At 61.8% G+C, this 15,514-nt stretch carries 13 protein-coding genes and 3 pseudogenes; 11 read left to right on the forward strand and 5 right to left on the reverse strand.

What is annotated here, in order from left to right:
• Positions 1 to 39: 39 nt before the first annotated feature.
• Positions 40 to 636, forward strand: coding sequence for a LysE family translocator (locus LJU32_20825; GenBank protein WKV87995.1), 597 nt, complete (start codon positions 40 to 42; stop codon positions 634 to 636).
• On the opposite strand, the gene LJU32_20830 is transcribed toward LJU32_20825, so the two are convergent.
• Complete coding sequence (locus LJU32_20830; GenBank protein ID WKV87996.1) at positions 633 to 1,403, reverse strand: AraC family transcriptional regulator; 771 nt, start codon at positions 1,401 to 1,403, stop codon at positions 633 to 635. The genes LJU32_20825 and LJU32_20830 overlap by 4 nt on opposite strands.
• A gap of 256 nt (positions 1,404 to 1,659) precedes the next feature.
• Here LJU32_20830 and LJU32_20835 point away from each other — a divergent pair.
• The 5 genes and pseudogenes from LJU32_20835 (at position 1,660) to LJU32_20855 (ending at position 8,097) form a co-directional block, all read left to right on the forward strand.
• Positions 1,660 to 3,248 (forward strand): annotated as a pseudogene (locus tag LJU32_20835) (APC family permease).
• Between the two features lie 22 nt (positions 3,249 to 3,270).
• On the forward strand, positions 3,271 to 4,197 hold the full coding sequence (locus LJU32_20840) for a 4-hydroxyproline epimerase (protein ID WKV87997.1): 927 nt from the start codon (positions 3,271 to 3,273) through the stop codon (positions 4,195 to 4,197).
• Between the two features lie 54 nt (positions 4,198 to 4,251).
• Positions 4,252 to 5,199: a dihydrodipicolinate synthase family protein gene (locus tag LJU32_20845; protein WKV87998.1), complete on the forward strand. Its 948-nt coding sequence runs from the start codon at positions 4,252 to 4,254 to the stop codon at positions 5,197 to 5,199.
• A gap of 64 nt (positions 5,200 to 5,263) precedes the next feature.
• Positions 5,264 to 6,856: an aldehyde dehydrogenase (NADP(+)) gene (locus LJU32_20850; GenBank protein ID WKV87999.1), complete on the forward strand. Its 1,593-nt coding sequence runs from the start codon at positions 5,264 to 5,266 to the stop codon at positions 6,854 to 6,856.
• Positions 6,846 to 8,097 (forward strand): annotated as a pseudogene (locus LJU32_20855) (FAD-binding oxidoreductase). The gene LJU32_20850 and the pseudogene LJU32_20855 overlap by 11 nt, the downstream one beginning before the upstream one ends.
• On the opposite strand, the gene LJU32_20860 reads toward LJU32_20855, so the two are convergent.
• A complete protein-coding gene (locus LJU32_20860) occupies positions 8,094 to 8,303 on the reverse strand; it encodes a DUF2945 domain-containing protein (GenBank protein WKV88000.1) in 210 nt (69 codons plus the stop codon). The pseudogene LJU32_20855 and the gene LJU32_20860 sit on opposite strands and share 4 nt — an antisense overlap.
• Positions 8,304 to 8,468: 165 nt before the next feature.
• Here LJU32_20860 and LJU32_20865 point away from each other — a divergent pair, with 165 nt between their 5' ends.
• The 3 genes from LJU32_20865 (at position 8,469) to LJU32_20875 (ending at position 10,712) form a co-directional block, all read left to right on the forward strand.
• A complete protein-coding gene (locus tag LJU32_20865; GenBank protein WKV88001.1) occupies positions 8,469 to 8,693 on the forward strand; it encodes a hypothetical protein in 225 nt (74 codons plus the stop codon).
• A 142-nt stretch (positions 8,694 to 8,835) separates the two neighbouring features.
• Positions 8,836 to 9,885 carry an NAD(P)-dependent alcohol dehydrogenase gene (locus LJU32_20870; GenBank protein WKV88002.1) on the forward strand — a complete coding sequence of 350 codons (1,050 nt, stop codon included), beginning with the start codon at positions 8,836 to 8,838 and terminating at the stop codon, positions 9,883 to 9,885.
• Positions 9,886 to 10,034: 149 nt separating this feature from the next.
• The gene (locus LJU32_20875; protein ID WKV88003.1) at positions 10,035 to 10,712 is read left to right on the forward strand and encodes a tRNA (adenine(22)-N(1))-methyltransferase TrmK; all 678 of its coding nucleotides are present in this window, start codon (positions 10,035 to 10,037) and stop codon (positions 10,710 to 10,712) included.
• A gap of 230 nt (positions 10,713 to 10,942) precedes the next feature.
• Here the strand turns inward: LJU32_20875 and LJU32_20880 are convergent, their stop codons facing one another.
• A complete protein-coding gene (locus LJU32_20880; GenBank protein ID WKV88004.1) occupies positions 10,943 to 11,572 on the reverse strand; it encodes a hydrolase in 630 nt (209 codons plus the stop codon).
• 265 nt (positions 11,573 to 11,837) lie between these two features.
• Between LJU32_20880 and LJU32_20885 the strand changes: the two are divergent.
• Positions 11,838 to 12,547, forward strand: a pseudogene (locus LJU32_20885) (SDR family oxidoreductase).
• A 94-nt stretch (positions 12,548 to 12,641) separates the two neighbouring features.
• Positions 12,642 to 13,571, forward strand: coding sequence for a LysR family transcriptional regulator (locus LJU32_20890; protein WKV88005.1), 930 nt, complete (start codon positions 12,642 to 12,644; stop codon positions 13,569 to 13,571).
• Here the strand turns inward: LJU32_20890 and LJU32_20895 are convergent, their stop codons facing one another.
• Together LJU32_20895 and LJU32_20900 are read right to left on the reverse strand one after the other, a co-directional pair.
• Positions 13,572 to 14,489: an AraC family transcriptional regulator gene (locus LJU32_20895; GenBank protein WKV88006.1), complete on the reverse strand. Its 918-nt coding sequence runs from the start codon at positions 14,487 to 14,489 to the stop codon at positions 13,572 to 13,574.
• Positions 14,490 to 14,659: 170 nt separating this feature from the next.
• Positions 14,660 to 15,424, reverse strand: a complete 765-nt coding sequence (locus tag LJU32_20900; GenBank protein ID WKV88007.1) for an SDR family oxidoreductase — start codon at positions 15,422 to 15,424, stop codon at positions 14,660 to 14,662.
• Positions 15,425 to 15,514: the final 90 nt, after the last annotated feature.

Genomic DNA, 15,514 nt, shown 5'->3' on the forward strand with positions numbered 1-15,514 from the left:
GATCATGATGTCCTGTTTCGACATTCAGGAATTTGCACCATGGCGTCTTTACTGCCCTTTCTGCTGTTTGCTTTCGTTGCCTCGATCACCCCGGGGCCGACCAATATTCTGGTGCTGAGCCACAGTTCCCGGCGCGGATTGATTGCCACGTTGCCGATCATTTTTGGCGCCTGTGCGGCGGCGGCGCTGATTGTGCTGGTGGTCGGGCTCGGTGCTGGCGAAACCCTGTTGCGCTTTCCGCGCGTGCAACAAGCGATGGCGTGGGGCGGTGTGCTCTGGCTGAGTTGGCTGGCGTGGCAGATCTTTCGCAGCCCGCCGCCATCGCTGGACCCGAATGCCGCGCAGGAACAAGGTTTGAGCGTATTCGGCGCGGCGCTGCTGCAACTGGTCAACCCTAAGGTGTGGATGATGGCTGTGGCCGTGGTCAGCGTATTTGTTGGCGGCGGCGACAAGACGCTGCGCCTGCTGGTGTTGTCGCTGGCGTTTCTGCTGGTATCGCTGCCGTGTATGACGCTCTGGGCATTGCTCGGCGTTGGCAGCGCACGCTTGCTCAGCTCACCGCAAGCGTTCAAACGAATGAACGCGGCGCTGGCCCTCCTTCTGCTGCTCTCGGCGTGGCTGGCCGTGTTGGTCTAAAGCCCGGTCGCCTGCCGGTATTCGCGTGGTGTAAACCCGGTCGAGACCTTGAACTGACGGGTGAAAGCGCTGTGATCGGTGTAGCCGCATTGCAGCGCAACCTCGGTGATCGGCAAGTCGCTGTGCAGCAATCGATGCGCGTGTTCCAGGCGGACTTTCTGAATCATCTGCCGTGGTGTCAGGTGAAAAACGCGTTTGCAATAGCGCTCAAGTTGCGCCACGGAAATCCCGGCGATCCGTGTCAGTTCACTCAGCGGTACCCGCCGGTTGAAGTTGCCGCGAATGTATTCATCGACCGCCGCCAAACGCTCGAACGCCGGATGGGTTTCACTGGCTGATTGCAGATCCACCGAGATCCCCACCAGGCCGATGATCGTCCCGTCACGGTTGTAGATCGGCCGCTTGTGGGTCAGGCACCAGCCCGGCTCGCGACTGCCATACAGATGCAGTTCGAGCTGATCCTCCAACACGAAACCTTCCTCCAGCACCTTGCGATCCTGCTCGGTATAACCGGGGCCCAACTGCGCCGGGAACACCTGCGCACTGGTTTTGCCGAGCAACGGGCGCAAATCCCTCAAACCACAACGTTGCACCAGCGTGCGGTTGGCCAGCACATAGCGCGCTTGCAGGTCCTTGATGAAGATCGCCGCATTGGGGATCACATCGAGTATCGGCAACAGCTGCGCCGCACTGGCGACCATCTCTTCGAGGGTCTGCGCACGCAAGCCGTCAGTGCCCTGGCACAGGATCGAAAACGCTGACTGCATCAAAGACTTCCCCTCGAGCTGAACCACCATAAATGCCACTCGCGAGCAGATTGCAGCAACGTCGCGGCCCTGTCGAGGCCGCGCATTCATCGGCGCCATTGTGCTGAATTCGTCATCGATCCCGGCATAAAACATCAATCGCCGCCACTGCCGAGCGGTGCAAAGTCTGCTCGTCCCCGTGACACAACTGCCTATCCAATAACTCACAAGAAGGCGATGCCATGTCAGGCCAAGGCAAGTTCAAAAACAGCTTTCATTGATCGACCTCACCTTTATCGGACTCGGAGCGATCTTCGGTTCCGGCTGGTTGTTTGCCGCCAGCCATGTCTCGGCGATTGCCGGGCCGGCGGGGATATTCTCCTGGTTGCTGGGCGGTTTCGCCGTGTTGCTGCTCGGTATCGTGTACTGCGAACTGGGCGCCGCACTGCCCCGGGCCGGCGGCGTGGTGCGCTACCCGGTTTACTCCCACGGCCCGCTGCTCGGCTACCTGATGGGCTTCATCACCCTGATTGCGTTTTCCAGTCTGGTGGCGATCGAAGTGGTCGCCTCGCGCCAATACGCGGCGGCGTGGTTTCCGGGCCTGACCAAGGCTGGCAGCGGCGATCCGACGATCCTCGGCTGGCTGGTGCAGTTCGGCCTGCTCTGCGTGTTTTTCCTGCTCAACTACCGCAGCGTGAAGACCTTCGCCAAGGCCAACAATCTGGTCAGCGTGTTCAAATTCATCGTGCCGCTGCTGGTCATCGGCGTGCTGTTCACCTTCTTCAAACCGGAGAACTTCCAGGTTCAGGGATTCGCCCCATTCGGCCTGTCCGGCGTGGAGATGGCCGTCTCTGCCGGGGGATCATCTTTGCCTACCTGGGCCTGACGCCGATCATTTCCGTCGCCAGCGAAGTGAAGAATCCACAGCGCACCATTCCCATCGCGCTGATTCTCTCGGTGCTGCTGTCGACCTTGATCTACGTGCTGCTGCAAATGGCTTTTCTCGGCAGCATCCCGACGGAGATGCTCGCCAACGGCTGGGCCGGTATCAGCAAGGAATTCGCCCTGCCCTATCGCGACATCGCCCTGGCGCTCGGTGTCGGATGGCTGGCGTATCTGGTGGTCGCCGATGCGGTGATCTCGCCGAGCGGCTGCGGCAACATCTACATGAACGCCACCCCGCGAGTGATCTACGGCTGGGCGCAAACCGGCACCTTCTTCAAGGTCTTCACCCACATCGATGAAAAGTCCGGCATCCCGCGTCCGGCGCTGTGGCTGACTTTCGCCCTGTCGGTGTTCTGGACCCTGCCATTCCCGTCGTGGGAAGCGCTGATCAACGTGGTCTCCGCCGCGCTGGTGTTGAGCTATGCGGTGGCGCCCGTATCGGTTGCGGCGCTGCGGCGCAATGCGCCGGACATGCCGCGCCCGTTCCGGGTCAAGAGCATGGGCCTGCTCGGGCCGGTGTCGTTCATCATTGCCGCGCTGATCGTCTACTGGTCGGGCTGGAACACCGTGTCGTGGCTGCTTGGCCTGCAGATTCTGATGTTTGTCATCTACCTGTTCTGCGGTCGCTTTGTGCCCACTGCACACCTGAGTCTGGCGCGTCAGGTGCGCTCATCGGCGTGGCTGATCGCCTTCTACGCGGTGACCATCGTGCTGTCGAAACTTGGCACCTTCGGGGGCCTGGGCATCCTCACTCATCCGTTCGACACGATCGTCGTCGCCGCTTGCGCCACCGGTATTTACTACTGGGGCGCAGCGACCGGCGTGCCTGCCCATCTGCTGCGTCTGGACGACGAGGACGAAGAAAGCGAAAGCCCTGCGCCCTCGCCCACCGTCAACGCCCGCCCTGCCGGCGCCTACTGAAATCATACAACGGGATCTCTTCATGAAACGAGTACACGTCATTGATTCCCACACCGGCGGCGAACCGACGCGACTGGTGATGAGCGGCTTCCCCGAGTTGTCCGGCAACAGCATGGTCGAGAAACGCGACGCCCTGCGCAGCCAGCACGATCAGTGGCGCCGCGCCTGTCTGCTCGAACCGCGTGGCAACGATGTGCTGGTCGGCGCGCTGTATTGCCCGCCGGTCTCGCCGGACGCTACCTGCGGGGTGATCTTCTTCAACAACGCCGGATACCTGGGCATGTGCGGCCACGGCACCATCGGCCTGATCAACTCGTTGCAGCATCTGGGGAAAATCCAGCCGGGCGTGCACAGGATCGACACACCGGTGGGGCAAGTCAGCGCGACGCTGCACGACGATGGCTCGGTCACCCTGGGCAACGTGCCCGCTTACCGTTATCGCAAACAGGTGCCGGTGGACGTACCCGGTTTCGGTCGCGTTGTCGGCGATATCGCCTACGGCGGCAACTGGTTTTACCTCGTCTCCGAGCATGGCCAGACGCTGACCATGGACAACGTCGAGCACCTGACGGCCTACACCTGGGCGATGCTCAAGGCGCTGGAAGATCAAGGCATCTCTGGCGAAGACGGCGCGGTCATCGACCACATCGAACTGTTCGCCGACGACGACAACGCCGATAGCCGCAACTTCGTCATGTGCCCCGGCAAAGCCTATGACCGCTCGCCGTGCGGCACCGGCACCAGCGCCAAACTCGCCTGTCTGGCCGCCGACGACAAGCTGCAGCCCGGCGCGCTATGGGTTCAGGCGAGCATCACTGGCAGCCAGTTCGAAGGCCGCTTCGAATGGGAGGGCGAACGCATTCGCCCGTTCATCACCGGCCGCGCCTACATGACCGCCGACAGCACCTTGCTGATAGACGACACCGACCCGTTCGCGTGGGGCATCTGAGCCGCCACGCCGATTTTTCACCTCGAATCAAACGAAATGCCAAGGAGTTGAACCATGAGCGACAACATCTTCACCGGCTGCATGCCGGCCCTGATGACCCCGTGCACCGCCCAGCGCAAACCGGATTTCGAAGCGCTGGTGGCCAAGGGTCGCGAGCTGATCGATATCGGCATGAGCGCCGTGGTTTATTGCGGCTCAATGGGCGACTGGCCGCTGCTCACCGAAGCCGAGCGCCAGGAAGGCGTGGCGCGTCTGGTCGCTGCCGGGGTGCCGACCATCGTCGGCACTGGCGCAGTGAATACCCGTGAAGCAGTCTCCCACGCAGCGCATGCGGCGAAAGTCGGCGCGCAAGGCTTGATGGTCATCCCGCGCGTGCTCTCCCGTGGCGCCTCGGCGACGGCGCAAAAGGCGCACTTCGCCGCGATTCTGCAAGCCGCACCGAATCTGCCGGCGGTTATTTACAACAGCCCTTACTACGGCTTCGCCACCCGCGCTGATCTGTTTTTCGAACTGCGCCGCGAATACCCGAACCTGATCGGCTTCAAGGAATTCGGCGGCGGCGCGGACCTGCGCTACGCAGCCGAGAACATCACCTCCAAGGATGACGACGTGACGCTGATGGTCGGCGTCGACACGCAGGTGGTGCACGGTTTCGTCAACTGCAACGCCACCGGCGCCATTACCGGCATCGGCAACGCCCTGCCCCGCGAAGTGCTGCAACTGGTGGCGCTGAGCAAGCAGGCCGCGCAAGGCGATGCCAAGGCCCGGCGTCAGGCGCGGGAGCTGGAGTCGGCGCTGGCGGTGCTGTCATCGTTCGACGAAGGTTGCGATCTGGTGCTGTATTACAAACACCTGATGGTGCTCAACGGCGACAAGCAATACACCCTGCACTTCAACGAAACCGATGTGCTGAGCGATTCGCAACGGCGCTATGCCGAGAAGCAGTATTCGCTGTTCCGTCACTGGTACGAAAACTGGTCGGCCGAGCAGAACTTCGCCTGACTGCCACCTGCCGCGAGTCATCACGATTGGCGGCAGGCCTCTCTGATTTTCACAGGAAGACACCATGACTTTAACGGGCAACATGCTGATCGGCCAACAAGGCGTAGCGGGCCATCGTCCGGCCTTTCGCGGGATCAATTCCGCGACCAGCGAGGCGCTTGATCCGGAATACGCCGGCGCGTCAGCCGAACAGGTCGAACAGGCCTGCGCCATGGCTTGGGCGGCGCAAGACGCGTACCGCGAAACCAGCCTGAGCGCCCGTGCGGCATTTCTCGAAAGCATTGCCGAGCACATCGACAACCTTGGCGATGAACTGATCGAACGCGCCCACGCCGAAACCGGTTTGCCGCGCGCGCGCCTTGAGGGTGAACGCGGGCGCACCTGCCAGCAATTGCGCCTGTTCGCCCGCACGGTGCGCGCCGGTGAATGGCTGGACGTGCGCGTCGACCATGCGCAACCACAACGCCAGCCACTGCCGCGCTCCGACCTGCGGCAACGACAGATTGCCTTGGGGCCGGTCGCGGTGTTTGGTGCGAGCAACTTTCCGCTGGCATTTTCCGTGGCCGGTGGCGACACCGCTGCGGCGTTGGCGGCTGGTTGCCCGGTGATCGTCAAGGCGCACAGCGCGCATCCGGCCACCAGCGAACTGGTCGGCCGCGCAGTCGCGCAAGCGGTCAAAGCCTGCGCTCTGCCCGAGGGCGTGTTTTCCTTATTGTTCGATTCTGGCTACGAAGTCGGCATCGCACTGGTCAGCGACTGGCGCATCAAAGCCGCTGGTTTCACTGGCTCGCGCACTGGCGGTCTGGCCTTGATGAAAGCTGCGCAAGCGCGGCCCGAGCCGATCCCGGTGTATGCGGAAATGAGCTCGATCAACCCGGTTTTGCTGTTTCCCGCCGCGCTGGAAAATCGCGCGCAGGCGCTGGCCGAAGGGTTTGTCGCGTCGCTGACACTGGGCGCCGGGCAATTCTGCACCAACCCGGGATTGCTGATTGCCCGCAAAAGTCCGGCGCTCGACGGGTTTCTCAGCGCAGTGGCTGAACTGATCCCGCGCAGCGCGGCGCAAACCATGCTCACGCCCGGCATCTTCGGCGCCTATCAAGCAGGCGTGACGGCTTTGCAGGACAATCCCCGCGCACGCACGGTAGCGGCTGGCCAACCCGGCAGCGGCGCGAATCAGTGTCAGACGCATGTCTTCAGTACCGAGGCGGCGGATTTTCTTGCCGATCAGCGTTTGCAAGCTGAGGTCTTCGGCGCGACATCGCTTGTCGTGCATTGCAGCAGTGACGAAGAAATCCGTCAGGTCTGCGAACATCTGGAAGGCCAACTCACCGCCACCCTGCACTTGGATGACGCCGACCTTGCACTGGCGCGTACGTTGCTGCCAACCCTGGAACGCAAGGCCGGGCGCCTGCTGGTCAACGGCTGGCCGACCGGCGTGGAAGTCTGCGATGCAATGGTGCATGGCGGGCCTTACCCGGCGACTTCAGATGCGCGCAGCACCTCGGTGGGCACTGCGGCGATCCTGCGTTTCCTGCGTCCGGTGTGCTATCAGGATTTCCCCGACAGCTTGCTGCCGACGGCGCTGCAACAGGCCAATCCGCTCAACCTTCGGCGCTTGCTCGATGGCCACCGGGAAGCGACACGCCATGGCGAATAATCCTTCGCACGACATCGCCGTGGTCGGCGCCGGGATCATTGGCGTAGCTTGCGCACTGCGCCTGGCGCGCCAGGGTTTGCGCGTGGTGGTCATTGATCAGCAGGAACCGGGGCATGGCGCTTCGTTCGGTAATGCCGGACATCTGGCCACTGAGCAAGTGTTTCCGATTGCTGACGTATCGATCCTCAAGCGTTTGCCGGCCATGCTCATGGATCCGATGGGGCCGCTGCGCCTGGACTGGAAATACCTGCCGCGCGCCCTGCCGTGGTTCACCCGCTTGCTGCTGAATCTGCGGCCTGAGCCTTTTCAGAAAACCGTCGCGGGCTTGCGTGCGCTGAATGAAAGCAGTCTCGACGCCTGGCAGCGCTTGCTCAGCGATATCCAGCGCACCGATCTGCTCAAGGTTGACGGCTCGTTACTGGTCTTCGAAAAACCGAATCGCAGCAGGCAATCGAAGCGTTGCAGGCACGCCTGAAGCAGCAGCAAGTGCCGGTGGATTACTGGCCAACCGGGGCGATCCGCGAAACGGCGCCGCAACTCAGCCAACAGATTCAGGGCGGACTGTTTTTCCGCGCACCGGGCATTTCCTTGATCCCTATCGGGTGGTCTGCGCACTGGTCGAAGCGGCTCGCAGCAGCGGCGTGAGTTTTCTCCGGCAGCGGGTTCAGGGCGGCTACGTGCAGGAAAACGGCGTCTTATTGATGACGGGCAACGGCGGTGCGACGGCCAGCCGCGTGTTACTGGCCTGCGGTGCACACTCGGCGAAACTCACCGCCGCGCTGACTGGCAAGCAGGTGCCGCTGGACACCGAACGCGGCTATCACCTGATGCTGCCGCACGAGCATGATCGCCTGCCCTTCCCCGTCACCTCGCTGGAACGCAAGTTCATCATGACGCCGATGCGCGAAGGCCTGCGCCTGGCCGGCACGGTCGAGTTCGCCGGGCTGGAGCGGCCAGCGAACATGGCACGTGCCTGGCAGTTGCAGCGTTTGAGCCAAGGTCTGTTTCGCAAGGATCTGAACGCTGATGGCGCAACTCCATGGATGGGCTTTCGCCCGTCGCTGCCGGATTCGCTGCCGGTGATCGATCAGGTGTGCGACGGCAAGGTGTTGCTCGCCTTCGGTCACCAACATCTGGGCTTGACCCAGGCGGCGGTGACGGCGGAGATGATCGGGCAAATGGTCTCAGGCGCGACCGTCGCGCTGCCCGACACCGAGCCCTATCGACTGGCGCGTTTCTAAGCGCGCTTCAGCGCGTCGCCGTGGTGCATGGCCAAATGGCCGGTCTTGTCGCTCTTGACCTCGTACTGCGGCGCGTCTTTCGAGGCCGGGCGGTGGCGGCCCATGAACTCGGTGTCGCGGGTGTGCACCTTGACCACTTTGCCGTGAATCTCGCCGGCCTCGGAATTCCAGCGCACCGCATCGCCGACCTTGAATGAGCTGCTCATCATTGCGTCCTCGCCTCTGGCTTGTTGGTTTATGGAGCCGCGAGCGTTGGAGAAATTCCGCTTTTTTACGAGGCGACCGAAGGCAGGCAAAAAAATCGAACGGCGAAAATCACCCGCATCTCCAACTTGCACAAGCCATAGAAAACGGCCATTGCGAGGTGTCAGATGAACAATGATCAAGGCAAGCAAGGTGATGATCCGCTTCCAACCACCCCGGATCCGCTGAGTCCGGGGCGTACCGAGGTCGATCCGATGAAGGAACGCGGCATCGACGAACTGCCCGACAACGAAGGCGAAATCCCACTGGATGATGCTACCGGCCTGGACCCGGAGCGCGTACGCCAAGAAACCGACAACGCCGAGATGGACGATCAACCCAATCCGCGTTGAGCCTGGAAAGGCAGCCATACGGCTGCCTTTCGGTTGCGCAATCAACAGCAGAATCAGGCAAGCATTGCACAGAAATGCACTACTTCACGCCCGACCCCAGGCGCAACAATGGGCGTCCGATTACCCCATGGAGGATGCTCACATGCTTGTGCAAGCCTACGGCGCCCACGCTGGCGACAAACCCCTTGAGCCCATGCAGATCAACCGCCGCGCCCCGGCGGCGCACGACGTGCAGATCGATATCGCCTTCTGTGGCATCTGCCATTCCGACCTGCATCAGGTGCGCGCCGAATGGGCTGGCACGCAATTCCCTTGCGTGCCCGGCCATGAAATCGTCGGCCGCGTCTCGGCGGTCGGCGATCACGTCAAAGCTTACAAGGTCGGCGATCTGGTCGGTGTCGGTTGCATCGTCGACAGCTGCCAGCACTGCGATGACTGCGAATCCGGTCTGGAAAATTACTGCGACGGCATGATCGGCACCTACAACTTCCCGACCCCGGACGCACCGGGCTGGACCCTCGGCGGTTACTCGCAAAACATCGTCGTGCACGAGCGCTACGTGTTGCGCATTCGTCATCCCGAAATGCAACTGGCCGCCGTCGCGCCGCTGCTCTGCGCTGGCATCACCACTTATTCGCCGCTGCGCCACTGGAACGCCGGCCCCGGCAAGAAAGTCGGCGTGGTCGGCATCGGTGGCCTCGGCCACATGGGCATCAAACTGGCCCACGCCATGGGCGCGCATGTCGTCGCATTCACTACTTCCGAATCCAAGCGTGAAGCGGCCAAGGCACTGGGCGCGGACGAAGTGGTGGTGTCGCGCAATGCCGAGGAAATGGCGGCACACGCCAAGAGCTTCGACTTCATCCTCAATACCGTCGCAGCGCCGCACGATCTCGACGCCTTCCTCGTGCTGCTCAAGCGCGATGGCGCGTTGACCCTGGTCGGTGCGCCTGCCTCGCCGCATCCATCGCCGAACGTGTTCAACCTGATCACCAAGCGGCGGACCATTGCCGGCTCAATGATCGGCGGCATTCCCGAGACTCAGGAGATGCTGGATTTCTGCGCCGAGCACGGCATCGTTTCCGACATCGAATTGATCCGTGCCGACCAGATCAATGAGTCCTACGAGCGCATGCTCAAGGGCGATGTGAAATACCGCTTCGTCATCGACAACGCAACCCTCGCCGGCTAAGCGCCAACGTCCATCGGCAGCGACATGCTGCCGATGGCTCGGGAATCCATCGGCGCGATTTGACAGCGCCCACGTTGCTCGCCACAGTCGCACCCCTTTTTCCACCGTTGGGTGAACAGGGGTCGCCGTTGAACCAACAGACATTGTCCATGCGCCTTGAACGCGTCGCCGCCCATGTGCCAGTGGGGGCGCGACTGGCCGATATCGGCTCCGATCACGGTTACCTGGCGGTGGCCTTGCTGCGCCGCGGACTTATTACAGCGGCGGTGGCTGGCGAGGTGGCGTTGACGCCATTTCACGCGGCGCAACGCACCGTTAAGGACAACGACCTGCACGGCCAGATCAGCGTGCGCCTGGCCGATGGCCTGGCGGCAATCAAACCTGACGATGCGATCAGCGCCATCACCCTGTGCGGCATGGGTGGCGAAACCATTCGCGATATTTTCGACAATGGCAAAGCCCATCTCAGCGGCCACGAACGCTTGGTCCTGCAACCCAACGGCGGCGAGCAAGCGTTGCGCCAGTGGTTGATGGATAACGGCTACCGGATCGTTTGCGAAGAAGTGCTGCACGAGAACCGCTTCGACTACGAAATTATCGTTGCCGAACGTGCCTCTGATCCGGTGACTTACGATGCCAGGGAACTGTTTTTCGGACCGCTGCATCTGCGGGCACGCTGCCCGGCATTTCTGCATAAATGGCAACGCAGGCTGAAGCAGCGGCAGAAGACGTTGGGGCAGTTTACGCGAGCGCAGCAGACGTTGCCGGAGGACAAAATTCATGCGCTGAGGCAAGAGATGCAGTGGATCAGTGAATTGCTCGGGTGACTGTGCCGCCGTCTTCGCGAGCAGGCTCGCTGCCACAGTTGACGCTGTTTGCTCAGGAGAAATGCAATTTCCTGTAGGAGTGAGCCTGCTCGCGATAGCGGTACACCAGCAATGAAGATGTTGAATGTGCCGACGCAATCGCGAGCAGGCTCACTCCTACAGCGACCGCGTTGCAAATTCGAACGCAAAAAAGCCTGCTGTCACAGCAGGCTTTTTCGTGGGTGGTGATCTTACTTCTGCTGCGTCAGCGCCGAGTAGCTGTTCATCAGGTTGCGGTAGTTGGGAATCCGCTGCGACAGCAGGTTGCCCAAGCCTTCGATGTCGTTGCGCCAGTCGCGGTGCAGCTCGCAGGCCACCGAGAACCAGTTCATCATTTGTGCGCCAGCCTGAGTCATGCGGCTCCACGCGGCTTGCTGCACGGTGGTGTTGAAGGTGCCGGAGGCATCAGTGACCACGAACACATCAAAGCCTTCCGCCAGCGCCGACAGGGTCGGGAACGCTACACACACATCCGTCACGACACCGGCAATGATGATCTGCTTGCGCCCGGTGGCCTTGATTGCCCTGACGAAATCTTCGTTGTCCCAAGCGTTGATCTGACCTGGGCGAGCGATGTACGGCGCGTCCGGGAACATCTCTTTCAGCTCCGGTACCAGCGGGCCGTTCGGGCCTTGTTCGAAGCTGGTGGTGAGGATGGTTGGCAGGTCAAAGAACTTGGCCAGATCCGCCAGCGCCAGCACGTTGTTCTTGAACTCGTTCGGCGAGAAGTCCTGCACCAGCGAGATCAGACCGGTCTGGTGGTCAACCAGCAGCACGATAGCGTCGTCTTTGTTCAGGCGGTTGTAGGTTGGAGTGGTCATGGTGTACGTCCCTTTTCAAGTTTGAAGTTTTGTTGTTGCGTTCAAGTTGGGTACAGATTACTGACGCACAGCAAAGGGATAAATCGGCTGAAAAGCGTTTCACCGTCCACTCAAACGGGACAATTATTCGAGGCCCGCTCTGATTAGATACACCACAGCACAAATGATGTACCTTAGCCCCCATTTATCAACTCGGCACAACTTCCTAAAGTCTCCTCCAACAGCCACCCGCCATCCTGACGGGCCAGCGACAGAGGAAATCATCATGAGCACATCGAAAAAAGTAGTTGTCATCAGCGGCGCTTCGCAAGGCATCGGTGCAGGTCTGGTCGAAGGCTTTCGCGCCCTTGGCCATCAAGTGGTCGCTACCTCGCGCTCGATCAAAGAGTCGAGCGACCCGGATGTTCTGACCGTCGCCGGTGACATTGCCGATCCGCAAACCGCCGAGCGCGTGATTCGCGCCGCTGTTGCCCGCTTCGGTCGCGTCGATACGCTGGTCAACAATGCCGGGATCTTTCTGGCCAAGCCGTTCACCGCTTACAGCCAGGCGGACTATGCCCAGGTCGTGGCGACCAACATGAGCGGCTTCTTCTACATCTCGCAACTGGCCATCGCCGAGATGGAAGAACACGGCAGCGGCCACGTCGTCAGCGTCACCACCAGCCTGGTCGATCATGCAATCGATGGCGTGCCTTCGGTATTGGCGTCGCTGACCAAGGGCGGCATCAACGCCGCGACCAAATCCCTGGCGATCGAGTACGCCAAGCGCGGCATTCGGGTCAACGCCGTGTCGCCGGGCATCATCAAAACGCCGATGCACGCCGAGGAAACCCATCAGGCGCTGGGCAGCCTGCACCCGGTCGGCCACATGGGGAAATCGACGACATCGTGCAAGCGATCCTCTACCTCGACAGCGCGAACTTCGTCACTGGCGAGATCCTGCATGTCGACGGTGGCCAGAGCGCCGGCCATTGATCGAAACCCTGCAACGCCGCCGGTGGATACCGGCGGCGTCGTTGGTTGTGGTACACAGAGGATGAACGTCCGTCGATCCTCGGTGCGAGCCACAATGAAACGCCATTTTGAAGATTTGCAGTTAGGCAGTATCGAACTGTTCTGCCTGGCCGCCGAAGCCGGCAGCTTCACCGCCGCCGCGCAACTGGCCGGGGTCACGCCCGCTGCGGTGAGCCGGTCGATTCTGCGTCTGGAGCAACGCCTGGGTTCGCGACTGTTTGCCCGCACCACGCGCAGCATTCGCCTCACCGACGCCGGACGGAGCTTCTTCGAACAATGCAGCCAGGCGCTGACGCAACTGGTCGAAGCGCAGCAGGAAGTCATGGGCGCGCAGACTTCGCCCTCAGGTCGCTTGCGCATCAGTCTGCCAACCACTTACGGGCACCACCGCATCCTGCCGCTGCTGCCGAAATTTCGCGCGCTGTACCCCGAGGTCACGGTTGACGTGCATTTGGGCAATCGCAATATCGACTTCGTCGAAGAGGGCTACGACCTGGCGATACGCGTGCGCGCACAACCGGACTCGACCCTGATCGCGCGCCTGCTGGAAGACGCCGCCCTGGTGGTGGTCGCCGCCCCCGAATACCTGCATAGAGCCGGCACGCCGCAGACCCTCGACGATCTCATCGCGCATGAGTGCATCCAGTTCGAATTGCCCAGCAGCGGGCGGCGGATTTCCTGGTTGTTTCAGGAAAACGGCCGGGACCTGGAAGTGATTTCCGACGGTGGCTATTCCTGTTCCGACGATGTGCTCGGCGGTGTGACACTGGCCAAGCACGGCGCCGGGCTGTTTCAGACTTACCGCTTCATCGTCGAGCAGGAACTGGCGGATGGACGCCTGATTGAAGTGCTGCAACCGTACGCCGGACGTTCGCGCCCCTACACCCTGCTCTACCCGCACGGCCGCTATGTGCCGCAGCGGGTGCGGGCGTTTGTGGATTTTCTGTTGGGGTTTCGTGAGGAATGGGCGGGACCCCCGCGGTAATCAACCGGTCTGGCGCAGGCGGCTGAGTTCCTTCGACGGCGGGCAGCCGAACTGGCGGTTGTATTCGCGGCTGAACTGCGAAGCGCTTTCGTAGCCGACGCGGTAACAGGCGCTGGACACGTCCAGCCCTTCATTGATGATCAGCCGCCGCGCCTCTTGCAGGCGCAGCTGTTTTTGATATTGCAGCGGGCTCATCGCGGTGACGGCTTTGAAGCGGTGATGCAGCGCCGAATTGCTCAGATTGGCCACCTGCGCCAACGCGTCGATGCGCAGTGGCTCGGTGAAATTCCTGTTCAGCCAGTCGATGGCGCGCGTGACCCGGTGGGTCTGCGAATCGCTGACGGCGATCTCATACAGCAGATGCCCGTGCTGGCCGCGCAGCAGACGGTAATACAGCTCGCGCAACGCCATCGGCGCGAGCATGCCGATGTCGCGCGGGCTATCCAGCAGACGCACCAGACGCAGCATGGTGTCGAGCAGGGTCACGTCGATCTTGTCGAGAAACATGCCGCGCCCGGTTTCCTGCGGCATGCCGGTTAGCGGCGACTCGGCAATCAGTTGCGTTAGTTGTGCCGGGTCGAAATCCAGCCGTACGCAAAAATACGGCGCCTCGGGCGAGGCTTCGATGACCCGTCCAGACACCGGCAACGTCACTGACACCACCAGATAATTCAGCGGGTCGTAGATGAAGCGTTCGTCACCCAGCCCGACTTCCTTGCGCCCCTGCACGATCAGGCACAGCGCCGGCCGATGCACGACGTGGATCAGCTCGGACGGTCCATCGAGACGGATCACGTGCAGCGGCGCAATCGCGGTTTCGTAGGTGCCCGGCGCATCGAAGCGCTGGGTGAGCAAGCGCACCAGCTCGGCGCGATACACCGCCGTGTCGTGGAGGATGGAAGCATCGTGGTTATCCATTCAAAGGGCCTCGAAAGCAGACGAAGGTCGGTCAACTGCGGAGGAAGATTAGCCAGTTTTACCCAGCGGCGACTAGATCAAAGATGCTGCAGATTTGCCTGATTCTGCGTCGCTTGGACCGGAGTAAAACCATGGACGCGCGATCGCGCGCGCCCATGGCTGTACCGTTATCAGCCCGCTGTTACCGTCATGCCGCCATCGGCCATGACCACCGAGCCGACCATGAAACTGGCGCGCTCGGAGGCCAGGAAGGTCACGATCTCGGCGATCTCTTCCGGCTGCGCCGCCCGACCGATTGGCGCCGCTTCGCCGTGCTGCGCGAGGAAGCCCGGGCCGTCCTCGACCACGTCATTGAGGATATTAGTCACCACATCGCCGACGCCGATGGCGTTGACGCGAATGCCGTGCTCGATGACTTCCAGGGCCAGCGTACGGGTCAGTTGTGCCAGCGCGCCTTTGGAAGCGGTGTAGGCGGCAATGGTCGGAAAGGCAAAGTACGACGCATAGGAAGCGATATTGACGATCGCGCCGGACTTGTTCGGGATCATCGCCTTGACCGCTTCGCGGCAGTGCAGGAAGGCGGCCGTGGCATTCACTGCCTGGATCTTTTCCCAGTCGTCGCGGCTCATGTCGATCACTGCTTTGTTGATAATGATCCCGGCGTTGTTGACCAGAATATCCAAGCGCCCGAACTGCTCGACGGCAAGGCCGACTGCGCGTTCGGCGGCGCCGTCCTTGGTGATGTCCGCCACCAGCGGCACCAGATCGGGACGAGCCAGTTCTTCGACAGCCGGGTTGAGGTCTTCGGCAATCACCTTGGCGCCGCGAGCGTGCAGCATCAGCGCAATCGCCTTGCCGATGCCACTGGCCGCGCCAGTGACCAGTGCAACTTTACCGGCGACTTCTTGTGGCAGGGTGTGGTTGAAATCAGTCATGGTTTTAACTCCTCGATAGCGAATCGGTGTTGCGCCTGATGGCGCGGTCGTAAACACGGCTTCACTGTCGCGCACTCTCCGCCGCCGGGC

Origin of the sequence: Pseudomonas sp. B21_DOA, from assembly GCA_030544685.1 — a bacterium.
GTDB classification, from domain to species: domain Bacteria; phylum Pseudomonadota; class Gammaproteobacteria; order Pseudomonadales; family Pseudomonadaceae; genus Aquipseudomonas; species Aquipseudomonas fluorescens_AO.